This window comes from Microbacterium sp. Root1433D1, from assembly GCF_001426835.1.
In the GTDB taxonomy this organism is placed as follows: domain Bacteria; phylum Actinomycetota; class Actinomycetes; order Actinomycetales; family Microbacteriaceae; genus Microbacterium; species Microbacterium maritypicum.
The window spans coordinates 175,451-192,825 of record NZ_LMFN01000001.1 but is presented as its reverse complement, the minus strand read 5'-3'; the positions used below and the strand labels follow the sequence as shown (position 1 = coordinate 192,825).

Annotated in this window: 14 protein-coding genes and 1 riboswitch; of the genes, 4 read left to right on the top strand and 10 right to left on the bottom strand. The window is 69.5% G+C overall.

The genetic code is table 11. The features are described from left to right. Nucleotides 1-33 precede the first annotated feature (33 nt). The 3 genes from ASD13_RS00880 to ASD13_RS00870 form a co-directional block, all read right to left on the bottom strand. Nucleotides 34-1,389 (bottom strand): ABC transporter substrate-binding protein, encoded by a 1,356-nt coding sequence (locus tag ASD13_RS00880; RefSeq protein WP_055864721.1) that lies wholly within the window; start codon nucleotides 1,387-1,389, stop codon nucleotides 34-36. Nucleotides 1,390-1,458: 69 nt separating this feature from the next. Further along, the gene (locus ASD13_RS00875; RefSeq protein ID WP_017828771.1) at nucleotides 1,459-2,304 is read right to left on the bottom strand and encodes a carbohydrate ABC transporter permease; all 846 of its coding nucleotides are present in this window, start codon (nucleotides 2,302-2,304) and stop codon (nucleotides 1,459-1,461) included. Between the two features lie 46 nt (nucleotides 2,305-2,350). Beyond that, on the bottom strand, nucleotides 2,351-3,268 hold the full coding sequence (locus ASD13_RS00870; protein ID WP_017828770.1) for a carbohydrate ABC transporter permease: 918 nt from the start codon (nucleotides 3,266-3,268) through the stop codon (nucleotides 2,351-2,353). A gap of 159 nt (nucleotides 3,269-3,427) precedes the next feature. On the opposite strand from ASD13_RS00870, the gene ASD13_RS00865 reads away from it, so the two are divergent. Then, nucleotides 3,428-4,414 carry a LacI family DNA-binding transcriptional regulator gene (locus ASD13_RS00865; RefSeq protein ID WP_082531411.1) on the top strand — a complete coding sequence of 329 codons (987 nt, stop codon included), beginning with the start codon at nucleotides 3,428-3,430 and terminating at the stop codon, nucleotides 4,412-4,414. Between the two features lie 54 nt (nucleotides 4,415-4,468). On the opposite strand, the gene ASD13_RS00860 is transcribed toward ASD13_RS00865, so the two are convergent. The 7 genes from ASD13_RS00860 to ASD13_RS00830 all read right to left on the bottom strand — a co-directional run bounded on the left by ASD13_RS00860 (nucleotide 4,469) and on the right by ASD13_RS00830 (nucleotide 10,077). Next, on the bottom strand, nucleotides 4,469-4,822 hold the full coding sequence (locus ASD13_RS00860) for a hypothetical protein (RefSeq protein ID WP_055864716.1): 354 nt from the start codon (nucleotides 4,820-4,822) through the stop codon (nucleotides 4,469-4,471). A gap of 53 nt (nucleotides 4,823-4,875) precedes the next feature. Beyond that, entirely contained in the window at nucleotides 4,876-5,349 is a 474-nt protein-coding gene (gene ribH, locus ASD13_RS00855) for a 6,7-dimethyl-8-ribityllumazine synthase (protein WP_055864713.1), read from the bottom strand. Beyond that, nucleotides 5,346-6,614 (bottom strand): bifunctional 3,4-dihydroxy-2-butanone-4-phosphate synthase/GTP cyclohydrolase II, encoded by a 1,269-nt coding sequence (locus ASD13_RS00850; RefSeq protein ID WP_055864707.1) that lies wholly within the window; start codon nucleotides 6,612-6,614, stop codon nucleotides 5,346-5,348. Before ASD13_RS00850 ends, ribH begins: the two co-directional genes overlap by 4 nt. Further along, complete coding sequence (locus tag ASD13_RS00845) at nucleotides 6,611-7,240, bottom strand: riboflavin synthase (protein ID WP_055864704.1); 630 nt, start codon at nucleotides 7,238-7,240, stop codon at nucleotides 6,611-6,613. Before ASD13_RS00845 ends, ASD13_RS00850 begins: the two co-directional genes overlap by 4 nt. Further along, the gene (gene ribD / locus ASD13_RS00840) at nucleotides 7,240-8,283 is read right to left on the bottom strand and encodes a bifunctional diaminohydroxyphosphoribosylaminopyrimidine deaminase/5-amino-6-(5-phosphoribosylamino)uracil reductase RibD (RefSeq protein ID WP_055864701.1); all 1,044 of its coding nucleotides are present in this window, start codon (nucleotides 8,281-8,283) and stop codon (nucleotides 7,240-7,242) included. The genes ASD13_RS00845 and ribD overlap by 1 nt, the downstream gene beginning before the upstream one ends. 63 nt (nucleotides 8,284-8,346) lie before the next feature. Next, nucleotides 8,347-8,491: riboswitch (FMN riboswitch) on the bottom strand. A gap of 77 nt (nucleotides 8,492-8,568) precedes the next feature. Further along, nucleotides 8,569-9,432, bottom strand: a complete 864-nt coding sequence (locus ASD13_RS00835) for an Fpg/Nei family DNA glycosylase (RefSeq protein ID WP_055864697.1) — start codon at nucleotides 9,430-9,432, stop codon at nucleotides 8,569-8,571. Between the two features lie 81 nt (nucleotides 9,433-9,513). Continuing rightward, nucleotides 9,514-10,077 (bottom strand): GNAT family N-acetyltransferase, encoded by a 564-nt coding sequence (locus tag ASD13_RS00830; RefSeq protein WP_055864695.1) that lies wholly within the window; start codon nucleotides 10,075-10,077, stop codon nucleotides 9,514-9,516. A 77-nt stretch (nucleotides 10,078-10,154) separates the two neighbouring features. Here ASD13_RS00830 and mfd point away from each other — a divergent pair, with 77 nt between their 5' ends. The 3 genes from mfd to ASD13_RS00815 are packed head-to-tail and all read left to right on the top strand — an operon-like array spanning nucleotide 10,155 to nucleotide 17,357. Continuing rightward, a complete protein-coding gene (mfd, locus tag ASD13_RS00825) occupies nucleotides 10,155-13,730 on the top strand; it encodes a transcription-repair coupling factor (protein WP_055864693.1) in 3,576 nt (1,191 codons plus the stop codon). A 34-nt stretch (nucleotides 13,731-13,764) separates the two neighbouring features. Then, a complete protein-coding gene (locus tag ASD13_RS00820) occupies nucleotides 13,765-14,391 on the top strand; it encodes a gamma carbonic anhydrase family protein (protein ID WP_017828749.1) in 627 nt (208 codons plus the stop codon). Continuing rightward, nucleotides 14,388-17,357 (top strand): aminotransferase, encoded by a 2,970-nt coding sequence (locus ASD13_RS00815; protein WP_055864689.1) that lies wholly within the window; start codon nucleotides 14,388-14,390, stop codon nucleotides 17,355-17,357. The genes ASD13_RS00820 and ASD13_RS00815 overlap by 4 nt, the downstream gene beginning before the upstream one ends. Nucleotides 17,358-17,375: the final 18 nt, after the last annotated feature.

Here is a 17,375-nt window from a genome sequence, read left to right as displayed (position 1 = left end):
GATGGGGGCCGGAACCGGTTCAGCCCGCGGGTATCACTTGTTGACGCTGAAGCCCTGCGCGTTGCCGTAGTCGACCAGCGCGTCCTGCCAGGCGGTGAGGCCCTTGTTCAGGTCGGTGCCGTCCTGGTACGACTGGCCGACGGTGTCGCCGAAGATGCTGTTCGCGTAGACCTGGTAGGGCAGGTAGCTCCAGCCCTCGACCACGTCATCGGCCGCAGCGGCGAGGACCTCGTTGATCTTCTGACCGCCGAAGTACTCCGGGGCCTCGGCGAGGAACTCCTTGCTCGACAGCTCAGCGGTGGTCGAGGGGAAGCCGCCGGTCTCGAGGAAGATCGAGATGCTCTCCTCCGAGTTGTTCAGCCACCACAGGAATCCGGCAGCCAGCTCCGGGTTCTTGCTCTGCTTCGTGACGGCCTGGCCGCCACCGCCGTTCTCCGCGCTCGCCGGGGCGCCGTCGTACGTCGGCATCGGCGCGACGCGCCAGTCTCCGGCACCGTCGGGGGCACCCGAGATGAGGTTCGCGGGCATCCATGCGCCGATCACGAGGCTGGCGAGGCTGCCGTCGCCCAGGGCGCGGAACCACTCGTCGCTCCAGCTGCCGTACGGTGCGAGCAGGTCCTCCTCGACGAGGCGGTTCCAGTTCTCGGTCCACTTCACGGACCCGGCGTCCTGCAGGTCGATCGTGACGTCGGTGCCCGAGGTCTCGAACGGCTTTCCGCCGGCCTGCCAGATCATCGAGGTCGCGAAGCCTGCATCTCCCGTGTCGTTGGTGATGTACGCGTCGGGGTTCGCCGCGTGGATCGCCTTGGCGGCCTCGTAGTACTCGTCCCAGGTGGTGGGCACGGCGACGCCGGCGGCGTCGAACACCGTCTTGTTGTAGAACAGCGCCATGGGGCCGGAGTCCTGCGGCAGGCCGTAGATCGCGTCGCCGTCGGTCACCGAGTTCCAGGTGGAGGCGGTGTAGTCGTCCTCGAAGTCTGCGAAGCCGTACTGGGACAGGTCGGTGAAGGCGTCGGTCAGGGCGAACTGCGGGAAGGCGTAGTACTCGATCTGCACGACATCCGGGGCGCCGGAGCCCGCCTTGATCGCGTTCTGCAGCTTGGTGTACTCCTCGTTGTTGGTCCCGGCGTTCACCAGCTTGACCTTGACGTTGGGGTATTCCTTCTGGAAGGCCTCGACCTGCGCCTCGGCAGACGGCGTCCACGACCAGTACGTGATCTCGCCGCCCTTCTCGAGTGCGGCCTCGATGGAGTCGAAGGAGCCGGAGCCCGCGTTGCCGCCGACACCGGTGTCGCCGCCGGTGCTGCAACCGGCCAGCGCCAGCGCTGCCACGGTTCCCGCGGCCAGCACCGCGAGGGTGCGCCGCGTCGGGGAGGGAAGGTGCTTCATTGCTGTGTCCTTTCGGGAGGGGCGATCCAGCGTCGGATCGCCGAGGTGATGCAGGGGAGGTGCGGGGAGCTACTGCTTGACGCTTCCCGCGGTGAGACCTGACTGCCAGAAACGCTGCAGCAGCAGGAAGGCGATGACGATCGGGATGATCGTGAGCAGCGAGCCCATGATCACGAGGTTGTAGATGGGCTGGGATCCGGCCCCGATGGCCTGGGCGCTCCACTGGTTCAACCCGACGGTGAGCGGATACCACGCGGGGTCGGACAGCATGATCAGGGGCAGGAAGTAGTTGTTCCAGGTGGCCACCACCGTGAACAGCGCGACCGTCACGATGCCGGGTGCGAGCAGTCGCATCGAGATCGTGAAGAACGTGCGGAACTCGCCGGCGCCGTCGATGCGGGCGGCTTCGAGCAGCTCGGTGGGCACCGACTCGGACGCGAACACCCAGATCAGGTACAGACCGAACGGGCTGATCAGCGAGGGGATGATCACCGCCCACGGGGTGTTGGTCAGTCCGAGCTCGCTGAACAGCAGGAAGGTCGGGACCGCAAGGGCGGTGCCGGGCACGGCCACGGCGCCCAGGACCACGGCGAACACCGCACGGCGCCCGGGGAAGCGGAACTTCGCGAGTCCGTAACCCGCCATGGTGGCCAGCAGCGTCGCTCCTCCCGCACCCACCACCACGTACAGCAGGGTGTTGCCCAACCAGCGCAGGAAGATGCCGTCGCGGTAGGAGAACGTGGCGACCAGGTTGTCGATGAAGGCGAAGTCGTCGGCGAACCAAAGCCCGAACGAGCTGAAGAGTCCGGCCTGCGTCTTGGTCGAGCTGAACAGCAGCCAGACCAGCGGGACGAGGGTGTACAGCGCGTACAGGATCATGACGATGAGCAGCGTGTTGGACTTACGCGGATTCATCGGGTCATGGCGTCTGCGAGAGGGACGGGCGAGGGGGAGTGCCATGTCAGCGCACCTCCGACTTCGAGCCGCGCAGCTGCACGACGTAGGCGATGACCGCGGTGATGACGCCCATGATGATGGCGATCGTCGCGGCGTAGTTGAACTGCTGCCCGGCGAACGACAGGTTGTACGCGTACATGTTCGGGGTGAAGAACGTGGTGATCACGTTCGGCGCCAGCGGACGCAGGATGTTGGGCTCGTTGAAGAGCTGGAAGCTCCCGATGATCGAGAAGATCGTCGCGATCACGAGCGCCCCGCGCACGGAGGGGATCTTGATCGAGAAGATCGTGCGCCAGGCCCCGGCGCCGTCGAGGGAAGCGGCCTCGTACATGTCGGTCGGGATGGTCTTGAGCGAGGAGTAGAAGATCAGCATGTTGTAGCCGACGAACTCCCACGTGACGATGTTGCCGATCGAGAGCAGCATCCATTCCTTCGCGAACGGGGTGATCGCGTCGACCCCGAGGAAGTCGTTGATGTTGCTCGTGAGACCGAACTGGTCTCCGTAGATGTAGCCCCACATCAGCACCGCCACCACCGCGGGGACGGCGTAGGGCAGGAAGATCAGGATGCGGAAGAAGGATGCTCCGCGCAGGCGGGCGCTGTCGAGGGCGAGAGCGGCTCCGAGCGCGAGGATCAGCATGATCGGCACTTGCACGACGAGGAAGACCAGCACGCGGCCGAACGCCTCCCAGAATTGCGGATCGGAGAGTGCGCGTGCGTAGTTGTCCAGCCCGACGAAAGCGGTGCCGCCGATGAGCTTCTCCTGGAAGAAGCTCAGGTAGAGCGCATAGGCGAGGGGTGTCAGGAACACCAGGGCGAACACGACCATGAACGGGCCGACGAAGGCCCATCCCTTCCAGTCGCGCTTGTCGCGGCGCCGGATGCCGGGGGCACCCAGGGCTGCGGGGATTTCAGTCGTCATCGACGAGTCCTTCTTACGTTTCGGGCGCACCGTGCGCCGTGTGTCAACGTCAACATATTGGATGGACTGGTAGTGTGTCAACGTCAACATATGAGGGGATGGGTGATCGTGACCCCAGAGCATCCGACAGAGACGTCGACGCGCAGACGCGAGCCCTCGATGGAAGACGTCGCCAGGGAGGCCGGTGTCTCCGGTCAGACGGTGTCCCGCGTCGTGAATGCCAGGGGATACGTCGGCGCCGCCACGCGCGAGCGCGTCGAAGCGGCCATGAACAGCCTCGGCTATCGACCCAACAGTGCCGCTCGAGCGCTGCGATCAGGGCGATTCCGCACCATCGGTGTCGTGATGTTCTCGTTCAGCTCGTACGGCAACCAGCGCACGCTCGATGCGATCGCCGTACGCGCCGCCCAGCTCGGCTACGCCCTCACCCTCATCCCCGTCGAATCCAGTGCCGGTGAGACGGTGGCCGGAGCATTCCGACGACTGGAGGAACACGCGGTCGACGGCATCATCATCGTGATCGAGGCTCATCAGCTCGACGAGGCCGACATCGAGATCCCCGACGCGCTTCCGGTCGTGTTCGTCGACTCGAACCGCGGAGACACCCACCCGTTCGTGGACACCGACCAGGCGCAGGGTGCGCGTCTGGCGACCGAGCACCTGCTCGGGCTCGGGCACGACACGGTGTGGCATGTCGCCGGCCCCGCGCGCTCGTACTCCGCGGAGCGTCGGCGCGAAGCCTGGCAGCAGACCCTGGAAGGGCACGGACGTGATGTCCCGGCTCCTCTGTCGGGCGATTGGACCGCTGCATCCGGCTACGCAGCCGGTGTGGAACTGCGCGAGATCGACGGGGTCACCGCCGTGTTCGCGGCGAACGACCAGATGGCGATCGGAGTGCTGCGCGCCTTCCGCGAGGTCGGGCGCGACGTTCCGGAAGACGTCAGCATCGTCGGGTTCGACGGCCTGCCCGATGCCGCGCAGCTGTGGCCGCCGCTGACGACGGTGCAGCAGCACCCGGAGCGTGTGGGAGCGCTCGCGGTGGACGCGCTCCTCGCGGAACTCGACGGCGTCGAACGGCAGCAGACCCCGCTGGTGGCCACCGAGCTCATCGTGCGCGAGAGCACGGCGGCACCGCGGAAGCGCTGAGTCGACTCACTCCGCGCGCTGCTGCGGAAGCGCTCAGGCCGCGGGATCCTGCGGTCAGCGCCAGATCGCGGCGATCGCGGCGTTGGCCGCGGTGAGGATGCCGACCAGCCAGAACACCGCCGACGGGATGTCTGCTCCGCGGCGCTGACGAGCCAGGCCGATACCGAGCAGGGCGCCGATGACGAGCAGGATCACGAGCTTGACGCCGACCTTGACGTAGTTGAGCTCGTAGGAGAGCCCCCACGGTGCGGCGAGAGCGAGGCCGGCGACCGCGGCGATCGCCATGCCGATGTTCATCAGCCGGGTGAACTCCCGCTTGCCTCCGAATGCCTGGGCGGCCCAGGCGCCGAAGAGCACGGCGAATCCGATGAGGTGGACGAACAGCACGATGTGGCGGAGGGTCTCCATGGCCTCACCGTACGAGTGCGGCACCCTTCTGCGCTAGCAAGGGCAGGCTGACCTCAGCCGCGCAGCTCCCGGGTGACCAGGGCCGTCCGCAACGCGGCATCGGCGGCTTCGGCGCCCTTGTCCTCCTTGGAGCCTTCGAGACCGGCGCGGTCGAGACCCTGCTGCTCGTCGTCGAGGGTGAGCACACCGAATCCGACAGGCTTGCCGGCATCGAGGGCGACGCGGGTGAGGCCGTCGGTGGTCGCCGCCGAGACGTACTCGAAGTGCGGAGTGCCTCCGCGGATGATCACGCCGAGCGCGACGACCGCATCCGCTCCGCCGGCGAACGCGGCCTGCGCGGCGATCGCGAGCTCGAATGATCCGGGCACGCGCACCAGTCGGTGCGTGGCCTTCGCCTCATCCAGCACACGCTCCGCGCCGGCGATCAGGCCGTTGGAGATCGTCTCGTGCCAGGTGCCGGCGACGATGACGACGTTCAGTCCTCGTCCGTCGATGTTGCCGGTCTCGGGTGCTCCTGCGCCGCTCATTCGTCGTCCTCTCCGTGGGCGAGCGCCTCTGCGAGTTCCGCTTCGCCGATGATGTGACCCATGCGGTCACGCTTGGTCTCCAGGTACTGATGGTTGTTGGGTCCCACTCCGACGATCAGCGGCACCTGCTCGATCACGTCGAGGCCGAGCTCACGCAGCTGCGCGACCTTGTCGGTGTTGTTCGTCAGCAGACGCACCTTCGACACGCCCAGATCGGAGAGGATGCCGGCGGCCGCGGCGTAGTCGCGGGCGTCGGCGGGCAGCCCCAGCGCGAGGTTGGCATCGACCGTGTCGAGGCCCTCCTCCTGCAGGCTGTACGCGCGCAGCTTGTTGATGAGGCCGATCCCGCGCCCCTCGTGCCCGCGCATGTAGATCACGATCCCGCCCTCTTTCTCGATCGCGTCGAGCGCGGAGTCGAGCTGGGGGCCGCACTCGCATTTCAGCGAGCCGAACGCCTCGCCGGTCAGGCACTCCGAGTGCACGCGCACCAGCGCGGTCTCACTGAGCTCGCCCGAGACGACCGCGATGTGGTCGGTGCCGGTGACGCGGTCCTTGTAGGCCAGGAAGCGGAAGGTGCCGTGCGTGGTGGGCACCGTGGCGTCGGCACGCAGACTCACCCGGCGGCCCCGGTGCGCGCTCGGGGTCGCTCCGTCCGGGTCGATCTCGTTGAGGTGAGCGATGAGCTGCTCGATGGTGATCACCGGCACGCCGTCACGGGCACCGAGTTCGATCAGCCCGGGAAGGCGCATCATGCTGCCGTCCTCCGCGACGACCTCGGCGATCGCGCCGACGGGTCGGAGTCCGGCGAGCTTCATGAGCTCGACGGCGGCCTCGGTGTGGCCGCTGCGCTCGCGCACGCCGCCGTCGACAGCCCTCAGCGGCAGCACGTGCCCCGGGCGGATGATGCTCGTCGACGTCGATTCCGGGTTCGACAGCACGTTCAGGGTGTGGGCGCGATCGTGGGCGCTGATGCCGGTGGTGACGCCCTGGGCGGCATCGACGCTCACGGTGTACGCGGTCGAGCGGGCGTCTTCGCTGGCGGCCACCATCGGCGGAAGGTTCAGATGGTCGGCGAGGTCGGCCGGCATCGGAGCGCAGATGAATCCCGACGACCAGCGCACCGTCCAGGCCACCCACTCCGGCGTCGCGAGCTCTGCCGACAGGATGACGTCGCCCTCGTTCTCGCGGTTCTCGTCGTCGGCGACGAGAACGGGGCGCCCGGCGCGCAGCGCCTCCAGGGCCTCGGCGATCGTGGAAAGGCTCATCGCGAGCCTCCTTCCGGTGCGGCGCGGAACGCGAGCAGGCGCTCGACGTGCCGGGCGAGGATGTCGGTCTCCAGGTTCACGCGGTCGCCGACGGCGCGGATGCCGAGGGTGGTCGCGGCCAGGGTCTCCGGGATCAGTGAGATCTCGAACCAGGGGGAGGGGTCTGCGGGTGCGCTCACCGCGCTCACGGTCAGCGAGGTGCCGTCGACCGAGATCGAACCCTTGTCGACGACGAGCGGGGCGAGGTCGGCGGGCAGGCTGATGCGCAGCACACTCCACTGGGCGCCCGGTCGTACCTCGAGCACGTCGCCGACCCCATCGACGTGGCCCTGCACGATGTGCCCGCCCAGTCGCGCCCCCACCGGCATGGCCTTCTCGATGTTGACGCGGGTGCCGACCGTCGCCGACCCGATGGCGGCGACGTCGAGCGTCTGCTTCATCACGTCGGTGTCGAAGGTGTCCGCGGTCGAGCCGACGACGGTCAGGCACACGCCGGAGACCGCGATCGACTCGCCGTGTACGGCGTCCGCTGCCGCGCGGGGTGCGCGCACGGTCAGGCGCCAGCCGTCGCCCGCGGGCGCGATCGCGGTGATCTCGCCCATCTCCTCGATGATTCCGGTGAACATCAGGCTGCTCCTTCGTGCCGCGGGTGTGCGTCGTGCGCAGGGTGCGCGATCGCGAGCAGGTCGCTCCCGAGGGGGACCCATTCGTCGATGGTCAGGCGGCGTGCCTCGCCGATGGATGCGACACCGATGTCGGTGAGGGCCAGGCGGCCGCCTCCGAGCAGCACCGGAGCGATGTAGACGAGCAGGCGGTCGGCGAGCCCGGCCTGGAGGAAGGCGCTGGCGAGCGTCGGACCGCCCTCCACGAACAGGCTCTGCACCCCGCGGGCGTGCAGGTCGGCGACGACCGTGTGCAGATCGTGCGTGTCGAAGAACAGGGGGGAGTGCGGATGCCGGTGCACCGCGGCGTCGGCAGGGGTGGGCCGCGACCCGATGACCACCGGGATCGGCTGGTGCGGCAGCAGGGCGTCGCCGTCGCGGGCGGTGAGGGCCGGATCGTCGGCGAGCACGGTTCCGGTGCCGACCGCGATGGCATCGGCCTCCGCGCGGCGGCGATGCACGTCGGCGCGGGCTGCGGGACCCGTGATCCACTGGCTGGAGCCGTCGTCGGCGGCGGCGCGCCCGTCGAGGCTCTGCGCCCACTTGACGGTGATCTGCGGGCGTCCGAGGCGCTGGGCCGTGAGCCATCCGGCGATCAGGGCGTGCGCGGCATCGGCCTGCTCGCCCGCTTCGACGTCGACACCCGCGGACCGCAGACGCTCCGCACCGCCGCCCGAGACGGCGCCGGGGTCATCGAGTGCGTAGACCACCCGGGCGATCCCCGCTTCGATGAGCGCCACGGCACAGGGCCCCGTGCGGCCGGTGTGGTTGCACGGCTCCAGGGTCACGACGGCGGTGGCGCCGCGGGCTTCGCCGGGGGCGAGCTTCGAGAGCGCGTCGACCTCGGCGTGCGGGGTGCCGGCGCCATGGTGCCAGCCCTCGGCGAGGACAGTGCCGTCGGGGGAGAGGATGACCGCGCCGACCTGCGGGTTCGCCCCGCGCGGCCCTCGGGCGGCGAGGTGGAGCGCGCGATCCATCGCGTTTCGCTCTGCCGCGTTCACTGCCATCCGTCGTCCTCCTCTGAGGCTCCGGGGTCAGACAGGGGTGGCGGAACGGACGCACGGATGCGTCTCGTGCTGCCTCCCTTCCGGACTAGCGAGGTCTCCCTCGCATCACCGTCGGTCCCGGAATTCCACCGGATCGGCATCCCGATCTCTCGAGACGCTCGCGGACTGTCACCGCCGGTTCGGATTCCCACCGACCCCGGAGCACGTTGTTGCTCTGAGTGTACTCAACGCGTCTGCGCCGATTTCATTCCAAGACATGGATCGGTGCCCTCCGATCGCCCGCCGTCACTTGAGCAGTCGGGACAGACGCCGGTCGGCGAGCATCTTGCCGCCGGTCTGGCATGTGGGGCAGTACTCGAGAGAGCGGTCGGCGAAGAACACGCTGCGCACCGTGTCTGCGCACACCGGGCAGGCCTCGCCGCGGCGTGCATGCACCTGCATCCCCCGGCGCTTGGCGTCTTTCAGGTCGGCGGGGGGCTTGCCGGAGGCTGCGGCCACCGCCTCGCCGAGCGTCTCGCGCATGGCGGTGAACAGGCGGTCGATCTCGGCATCGTCGAGCTTTCCGGCGATCGCATACGGCGACATGCGTGCGGCATGCAGGATCTCATCGGAGTAGGCGTTGCCGATGCCGGCGATCACCGCCTGATCGCGCAGCAGCCCCTTGATCTGCATGCGCCGATCCTCGAGCAGTGCCGCGAACGCGTCGCGGGTGAAGGAGGAGTCGAGGGGGTCGGGGCCGAGTCGCGCGATGCCGGGCACGTCGTGCGGATCGCGCACCACGTAGACCGCGAGCGACTTCTTCGTTCCCGCCTCGGTGAGGTCGAAGCCGCTGCCGTCGTCGAGCGCGACGCGCAGGGCGATGGGCGACTTGCCGGGTTTGATGAGCGTCGCAGGGAGCGTCTCGTACCAGCGCAGCCACCCGGCCTTGGCGAGGTGGAACACCAGGTGCAGGTCGTCGCCGCAGGAGAGCACCACGAACTTCCCGAGGCGAGCGGACGCCGTGATCGTGGCCTGCTGCAGCGCGGTGATCGGCGGATCGTAGGTCTTCAGCGCGGCGATCGCCGAGACGGTCGCGCGGGTGATCGTGCGCCCGACGGCGCGTTCGGCGAGAAAGGCGGTCAGGCCCTGGACCTCCGGCATCTCCGGCATGCGTTCATCCTGTCATCGGCCGCCGACACTGTCACCTGGTGACCTGTCGCTCCTCGGGCTCGTACCCGGTGCGCTCGCGCCTCAGAGCACCGGCCAGTCCACCGGCGTGCGGTCGTCGTCCGGCAGCAGAGCGGCCATCCATCCGTCGTCGCGACCGCGGGGGCTCGTGAGCGCCTGCCGCTGGAGGCCCTCGTAGCGGAAGCCGAGAGCGCGGGCGGCGCGGGCCGAGGGGATGTTCCCGACGACGGCCTGCCAACGGATGCGGACGAGCCCGAGCTCGCCGAAGCCCCAGTCGAGCACCGCGCGGGCGGCCTCCGTGAGATACCCCCGGCCCCGGGCGTCGGCCGTCACCCAATAGCCGAGCTCGGCGGCAGCGCCCGTGAAGTGGTCGGCGATGTTGTGCAAACCGATCATGCCCACGAGCAGGTCGTCGGCGTACATCGCCCAGACGACCTCCGAGCCGTCGGCCCACCACCCCGCGATGAGACGCACGAACTCCTCGGCGTCCTCGCGTGCATACGGGCTCGGCACCGTGGTCCAGCGCCCGATCTCCGGGTCCTGACAGGCGACGGTGATCGCATCGATGTCGCCCTCCGTCGGGGGGCGCAGGACGAGGCGTTCGGTGGTGAGGGCGACGGAATCCATCCCGACAGCCTATTGAGGTGCGCACCCGTGGCAGGGGCAGCGGCCGGAGTGTCCGTGAGCGCGACTAGTCTTATCCGGTGACTGTTCCGGGGATTCTGCGCGCCTTGGAAGAGGCGTCTCTGTACCGTGACGCCCTCAGCTGGGCGCGCACCGATGCCGACCTCGGCCTGGTCGACGGGCTCGACGCCCCGGCGCTCGCCGGCCTGCTCGAGAAGCGGACGGCGGCAGGACACCCGGCCGCCCTCCTCGCCGTCGTGCCGACGGGCAGGCGGGCCGAGAGCCTCGCGCTGGCGATGCACGCCTATCTGCCCGACGCCGACATCCTCACCTTCCCCGCCTGGGAGACGCTGCCGCACGAGCGCCTCAGCCCGAGCCCCGACACCGTCGGGCAGCGCCTGCAGACGCTGCGACGGATCGCGGAGTGGTCGGGGGATCACCCGCTCGTCGTCGTGGCATCGGTGCGGGCTGCTCTCCAGCCGATCGCGGGGAACCTGGGCGAGATCGCCCCGCTCGAGCTCGCCGCCGGCAGCCGAGGACACGAACTCGACCGCGTGGTCGAGCAGCTGGTCGAGCGCGCCTACTCGCGCGTAGACATGGTGTCGCGGCGCGGCGAGTTCGCGGTGCGCGGCGGCATCCTCGACGTCTTCCCTCCCACCTCCGAGCACCCGTACCGCATCGAGTTCTTCGGCGACGAGATCGACCAGATCCGTGCGTTCTCGGTCGCCGACCAGCGCTCGCTCCCGGGCGATGTCGCGAGCGTCGACCTTCCTCCGACCCGCGAACTGCTGCTCACGGCAGAGGTCCGCGAGCGCGCCCGCGCGCTCGTCGGCGGCTTCCCGGCGATCTCCGGAATGCTCGAGAAGATGGCCGAGGGCATCCCGGTCGAGGGCATGGAGTCGCTGCTGCCCGCCGTCGCCGGCCCGTTGAAGTCGCTCGCCGAGTATCTGCCCTCCGGGAGCGCCACGGCGGTCATCGATCCCGAGCGCGCGACCGCACGTGCGATCACCCTGGGCGACACGAACCGCGAGTTCCTGGATGCTGCCTGGAGCGCGGCCACCTCCGGCGCCTCCGCGCCCATCGATCTGGGCGCCGGTGACTTCCTGACGATCGCCGACCTCCGCGAGGTGGTGCGCGACCGGGGCGGCGTGTGGTGGCGGCTCAGCCCGTTCGGCGCCGGACTCGGCGAAGGCGATGCGGAGGCCACCAACCTCGGCGCCGCCGTCATCCCCTCCTTCCACGGCAACGTCGACGGCGCGATCTCCTTCGTCGAGGCGAAGGTCACCGACGGCTGGCGCGTGGTCGTGATCGCCGCCGGTCACGGCCTGGTCGACCGCGCACGCGACGTGCTCGCCGACCGGGGACTGGCGGCCCGTGTGGTCGAGACGCTCACCGAGGCGCCGGAGGGTGGTGTCGCGACGCTGGTCACCGGATCCGTCGAGGCCGGCTTCCAGGTGGCCGAGGCGAAGCTCGCCGTGCTCACCGACAACGAGTTCTACGGTCGCACGATCGGTGGCGACCAGCGCGTCGTCAAGAAGCTCGCATCGCGGCGCAAGAACGTCGTCGACCCGCTGCAGCTCAAGCAGGGCGACTTCGTGGTGCACGCGACCCACGGCATCGGCCGCTTCGTGGAGATGACCCAGCGCGAGGTGTCCACCGGCGGGCGCAACGCCACCAAGTCGATCCGCGACTACCTCGTGCTCGAATACGCGCCGTCCAAGCGCGGGTACCCGGGCGACAAGCTGTTCGTGCCCACGGATCAGCTCGACCTGCTCTCGAAGTACGTCGGCGGCGAGGCCCCGACCCTGTCGAAGATGGGCGGCAGCGACTGGTCGCAGGCCAAGGGCAAGGCCCGCAAGGCCGTCCGCGACATCGCGGTCGAGCTCGTGAAGCTCTATTCCGCGCGGATGAGCGCCAAGGGCCATGCCTTCGGCCCGGACACGCCATGGCAGCGCGAGCTGGAGGAGGCGTTCCCGTTCGCGGAGACCCTGGACCAGTTGCAGACGATCGACGAGATCAAGGCCGACATGGAACGGCCCATCCCGATGGACCGCCTGCTCTCGGGAGACGTCGGCTTCGGCAAGACCGAGGTCGCCGTCCGGGCCGCATTCAAGGCGATCCAGGACGGCAAACAGGTGGCGATGCTCGTGCCGACGACGCTGCTCGTGAAGCAGCACCTCGAGACGTTCACCGAGCGCTTCGCCGGTTTCCCGGTCAAGGTGCGGCCGCTGTCGCGCTTCCAGACCGACAAGGAGGCGCGGCTCACTCTGCAGGGTCTGCTGGAGGGGTCCGTCGACATGGTGATCGGCACCCACCGCATCCTCACCGACCAGGTGATGTTCAAAGACCTCGGTCTGATGATCATCGACGAGGAGCAGCGTTTCGGCGTCGAGCACAAAGACGCGCTCAAGAAGATGAAGACCAACGTCGACATCCTCGCCATGAGCGCCACCCCGATCCCGCGCACGCTCGAGATGGCGGTGACCGGCATCCGTGAGATGTCGACGCTGGCGACTCCGCCCGAGGACCGGCATCCGATCCTGTCCTTCGTCGGTCCGCGCAGCGACAAGCAGATGGCCGCGGCGATCCGTCGCGAGATCCTCCGCGAGGGGCAGATCTTCTTCGTGCACAACCGCGTGCAGTCGATTCAGCGCGTCGCGAGCGAGCTCGCCGAACTCGTGCCCGAAGCCAGGATCGCCGTCGCGCACGGACAGATGGGCGAGCACCAGCTCGAACAGGTCGTCGACGACTTCTGGGAGCGCAAGTTCGACGTGCTCGTCTCGACGACGATCATCGAGACGGGTCTCGACATCGCGAACGCGAACACGATCATCATCGACCGCGCCGACAAGTACGGACTCAGCCAGCTGCACCAGCTGCGCGGGCGCGTCGGGCGAGGGCGCGAGCGCGCGTACGCGTACTTCCTGTACGACGAGATGAAGCCGCTGAGCGAGACCGCCGCCGACCGGCTGCAGACCATCGCGGTCAACAACGACCTGGGCTCCGGCATGCAGGTCGCCCTGAAGGACCTCGAGCTGCGCGGCGCGGGCAACCTGCTCGGCGCCGAGCAGGCCGGTCATATCGCGGGCGTCGGGTTCGACCTCTACCTGCGCATGATCGGCGAGGCGGTGGCGACCTTCCGCGGCGACGAGGTCGAGACGGGGCAGGAACTGCGTCTCGAGCTTCCCCTCGACGCGCGCATCCCCGAGTACTACATCGACAGTGAGCGGCTGCGCCTGGAGGCCTACCAGAAGCTCTCCGCCGCCTCGGCGGCGACGGCCAAGGACGACGCGATCGACCTGGTCATCGAAGAGCTCGTCGACCGGTACGGAACGCCGCCGGAAGAGGTCGAGGGGCTGCTGGCGATCTCGCGCCTGCGCCGGCGCGCCGCGCGTGCGGGCCTGACGGACGTCGTGGTGATGGGATCGAATCTGCGCATCGCGCCCGCCCGGCTCGAGGATTCGATCAAGGTACGGCTGCAGCGGCTCTACCCGAAGGCGAAGCTCGTGGCAGGGGGAGAGGCGCTGGTCGTGCCGATGCCCACGGTCCCCGCCGCCGTCGGCGTGGGGCTCGAGCCGCTTCCCGACGCGCAGCTGCTCGAATGGGTCGGTCAGCTGTTCACTGCGATCTTCCCTGAGCCGGCCGCGTCCGAGTAGCGCGCCGCCGCGGCCGCGGGACTAGTCTGGCGGCATGTTGTACGAGCACCTCGGGGCTCGGCCCCGCGTCCATGACACCGCCGTCATCGCCCCCACCGCCGTGATCTCCGGCGACGTCGAGATCGGGCCGGGCTGCCAGGTGCTGCACGGCGCCGTGATCACCGCCGAGGGAGGAGCGATCACCCTCGGTGAGCACGTCATCGTGATGGAGAACGCGCTCATCCGCGCCACGGCGGCGAACGCCGTGCACATCGGGTCGCACACCCTGATCGGCACGCTGTCCAGCATCGCGGGCGCGACCGTCGGAGAGGAGACGTTCCTCGCCTCGGGGTCGCGACTGTTCAACGGTGCGCTGATCGGGCCGCGCTGCGAGGTGCGCGTCAATGCGATCGTGCTCCGTCGTGCCGTGCTGCCGGAGGGCACCGTCGTCCCGATCGGCTGGGTGGCCGTCGGCGACCCCGCGCAGTTGTTCTCGCCGGATCGTGAGGCCGAGATCGCGGCGGCGCAGCCCGATCTCGACTTCCCTGGGCATGTGTTCGGTGTCGACCGCGACACCCCCGACCTGATGGTGCAGCTGACCGAGCGCTACGGCACGTCGCTCGCACGGCATGCGCACGACGTGAGCATCGACGGCGCGCACCACCGGCAGCACCGCGCATGACGGGCGGAGTGGGCCTGGTCCGCCCCGACGTGAGCACGGCTGATGCCGCGCGCATCGCCCTGGACTGCTATGGGATCACGGCGAGCGCGCAGGAGCTCGGCAGCAATCAGGACCGGAACTTCCTCCTCACGGCGGAGGACGGCGCGAAGAGCGTGCTGCGCATCGACAACGCGGTGTTCGGTGATGCGGCGCGCGACGCGCAGCATGCCGCCCTCGACGCCTACCGCGACGCGGGGGTCCGCGTGCCGGCGGTGCTCCCGGGTCTCGACGGTGCGCTCACCCAGCGCTGGAAGGGATTCGCCGTGCGGCGCAGCGAGTTCGCCCCGGGGGAGCCGCTGGTGGATGCGGGGTATCTCGCCCCGGTGGTGCTCGCCGAGTTCGGCGCGCTCGCCGCCGCTTCCGTGAATGCGCTGGCGCCCCTCGGTCATCCCGGTCTCTATCGCCCGCAGATGTGGGACATGCGCGTCGCGCACGAGCAGACCACGGCACTCGCACCGTCCATCGCCGACGCCGCACTGCGAGGGCGCGTGCTGCGTGCGGCGGCGAAGGCGGATGCCGCTCTCGCCCCGCTCGCCGCGGGCCTTCCGGTGCAGGCGATCCACGGCGACCTCACCGACGACAACGTGATGGGCACGCGGGGCGACGATTCCCGCCTGCATCCGCACACGGTCCTCGATCTGGGCGATCTCGGACTCGGATGGCGCGTGGCCGAGCTCGCGGTGTGCGCATCGTCGATGCTGCACCACGAGCCGGAGCGGCCGCTGCGCGTGATCGAGACGATCGCCGCCTTCCACCGGGATGCCCCGCTGAGCGTGGCGGAGGCCAGAGCGGTCTGGCCTCTCGTGGTGCTGCGCGCCGCGCTGCTGGTGGCGAGCGGGTGGCGTCAGCTCGAGATCGACGGCGACAACGACTACGCGCGGGAGCGGATCGCGGGCGAGCAGGCGATCTTCGACGCCGCGACCCTGCTGCCGCTGGTCGAGATGACCGAGCACGTGCTCGTCGCGGTCGGAATCGACGAAGGCGGCTTCGATGCGGCGGATCTGGCGGCGGAGGCGGAGGTCGCCCCTCTCGCCTCGCTGCTGCCGGATCTCACCGGCCGCGTCGCCGTGATCGATCCCGGAGTCGAGTCCGCAGCCCTCGACGGCGGGCGCTGGCTCCGGGAGGACGCGGAGGAGGAGCTGATCGCCGAGGCGATCGAGCTCGGGGTCGCCGTGGCGGTGATGCCGTACGGCGCGTTCCGGCTGACGCGAGCGCGCGTCGACGACGCAGAGGCGGGGCAGACCTGGGCGACCGCCTGCGAACTGCACTTCCCTCCGGGGCCACGGGCGCGGGTGGCGGCGCCCGCGAGTGGGCGTGTGACGCAACGGGGCGGGACCGCTCGGCTCATCCTCGACCTCGACGGTCCTGGCCGCGGCCACGACTGGGTGCTCGAGATCACGGGACTCGATGCGGAGGAGCGCCGTGAGCGTCCTGTGGGCGCCGGCGAGACCGTGGGGTGGCTCGCCGCAGCTTTCGAACCGCGGCGGCTGACGGTGGGCATCCGGCGAGACGATGCTCCGGAGCAACAGGCGGACGGTGCAGCCCTGGTCGCCCCCGACCGCGTCCCGGCGTGGAGTCGGCTGACCGCCGACCCCGCACCCGTCCTCGGGCTGCCCTCCTTCACGCAGCACGACGATGCCGCGGCGGAGCTCGGCCGTCGCGAGAGGATCTTCGCTGCGGCGCAGGAGCGCTACTACGAGCGTCCCCCGCAGATCGAACGCGGCTGGCAGCACCACCTGATCGACACCACCGCGCGCACGTACGTCGACATGGTCAACAACGTCGCAGGTCTCGGCCACGCCCATCCGAAGGTCGCGGACGCCGCGGACCGCCAGCTGCGGACCCTCGCCACGAACTCCCGCTTCCTGTTCCGCGACCTCGCGGAGTACAGCGAACGACTTCTCGCCCTGATGCCCGAAGGCAGCGACCTCGACACGGTGCTGCTGGTCAACAGCGGCTCGGAGGCGGTCGATCTCGCCATCCGTCTGGCGCAGGCGGCGACCGGTCGTCGCACGGTCGTCGCGCTGCGAGAGGCCTATCACGGCTGGACGATGGCGAGCGATGCGGTGACCACCAGCGCCTATGACAACCCCTTCGCGCTCGCCACGCGCCCCGACTGGGTGCACATCGCCGATGTGCCCAACCGCTTCCGCGGCACGTACCGGGGTGCGGACGTCGCCGGCGCCTATCTCGCCGACCTCGCGACCGATCTCGATCGGCTGCGGGAGGAGGGACGGGAGGTCGCGGCGTTCCTGTGCGAGTCGATCCTCGGCAATGCGGGGGGCGTGGTGCTCCCCGACGGCTATCTCGCCGGGGCCTACGCGCAGATCAGGGCGGCGGGCGGGGTGTGCATCGCCGATGAGGTGCAGGTCGGCTTCGGGCGCATGGGGTCCGCCTTCTGGGGGTTCGAGCTCGCAGAGGTGGTGCCCGACATCATCACGATCGCGAAGCCGATGGGCAACGGATTCCCGATCGGCGGGGTCATCACCTCGAAGCGCATCGCGGACGCGCTGTCGACGCAGGGCCAGTTCTTCTCCTCCGCCGGCGGCAGCACGCTCAGCTGCCGGGTCGGCATCGCGGTGCTCGATGCGATGGCCGAGGACGGACTGCAGCACAACGCGGCAGTGATCGGCGCGCGCCTCGCCGAGGGCCTTCGGGGCCTCGCCGACCGGCATCCGCTGATCGGCGTCGTCCATGGCGAGGGGCTGTATCTCGGTGTCGAACTCGTCCGTGACCGCGACACCATGGAGCCGGCGGCCGCCGAGGCCGCGGCGATCTGCGAGCGGATGCGTGAACTCGGTGTGATCGTGCTGACGACATCCGAGCGGTCCAACGTCCTGAAGATCAAACCACCGCTGTGCCTCACGGCGCACAGTGCCGATCATGTCGTCGCGATGCTGGACAGGGTGCTGACCGAAGGGTGGTGACTCGGGCCCTCATCTTCG

What these genes read in the sequence shown, in the direction of transcription:
- ASD13_RS00880 (WP_055864721.1), bottom strand. Translation starts at nt 1,389, where the DNA reads ATGAAGCACCTTCCCTCCCCGACGCGGCGCACCCTCGCGGTGCTGGCC.
- ASD13_RS00875 (WP_017828771.1), bottom strand. Translation starts at nt 2,304, where the DNA reads ATGAATCCGCGTAAGTCCAACACGCTGCTCATCGTCATGATCCTGTAC.
- ASD13_RS00870 (WP_017828770.1), bottom strand. Translation starts at nt 3,268, where the DNA reads ATGACGACTGAAATCCCCGCAGCCCTGGGTGCCCCCGGCATCCGGCGC.
- ASD13_RS00865 (WP_082531411.1), top strand. Translation starts at nt 3,428, where the DNA reads ATGGAAGACGTCGCCAGGGAGGCCGGTGTCTCCGGTCAGACGGTGTCC.
- ASD13_RS00860 (WP_055864716.1), bottom strand. Translation starts at nt 4,822, where the DNA reads ATGGAGACCCTCCGCCACATCGTGCTGTTCGTCCACCTCATCGGATTC.
- ribH (WP_055864713.1), bottom strand. Translation starts at nt 5,349, where the DNA reads ATGAGCGGCGCAGGAGCACCCGAGACCGGCAACATCGACGGACGAGGA.
- ASD13_RS00850 (WP_055864707.1), bottom strand. Translation starts at nt 6,614, where the DNA reads ATGAGCCTTTCCACGATCGCCGAGGCCCTGGAGGCGCTGCGCGCCGGG.
- ASD13_RS00845 (WP_055864704.1), bottom strand. Translation starts at nt 7,240, where the DNA reads ATGTTCACCGGAATCATCGAGGAGATGGGCGAGATCACCGCGATCGCG.
- ribD (WP_055864701.1), bottom strand. Translation starts at nt 8,283, where the DNA reads ATGGCAGTGAACGCGGCAGAGCGAAACGCGATGGATCGCGCGCTCCAC.
- ASD13_RS00835 (WP_055864697.1), bottom strand. Translation starts at nt 9,432, where the DNA reads ATGCCGGAGATGCCGGAGGTCCAGGGCCTGACCGCCTTTCTCGCCGAA.
- ASD13_RS00830 (WP_055864695.1), bottom strand. Translation starts at nt 10,077, where the DNA reads ATGGATTCCGTCGCCCTCACCACCGAACGCCTCGTCCTGCGCCCCCCG.
- ASD13_RS00820 (WP_017828749.1), top strand. Translation starts at nt 13,765, where the DNA reads ATGTTGTACGAGCACCTCGGGGCTCGGCCCCGCGTCCATGACACCGCC.
- ASD13_RS00815 (WP_055864689.1), top strand. Translation starts at nt 14,388, where the DNA reads ATGACGGGCGGAGTGGGCCTGGTCCGCCCCGACGTGAGCACGGCTGAT.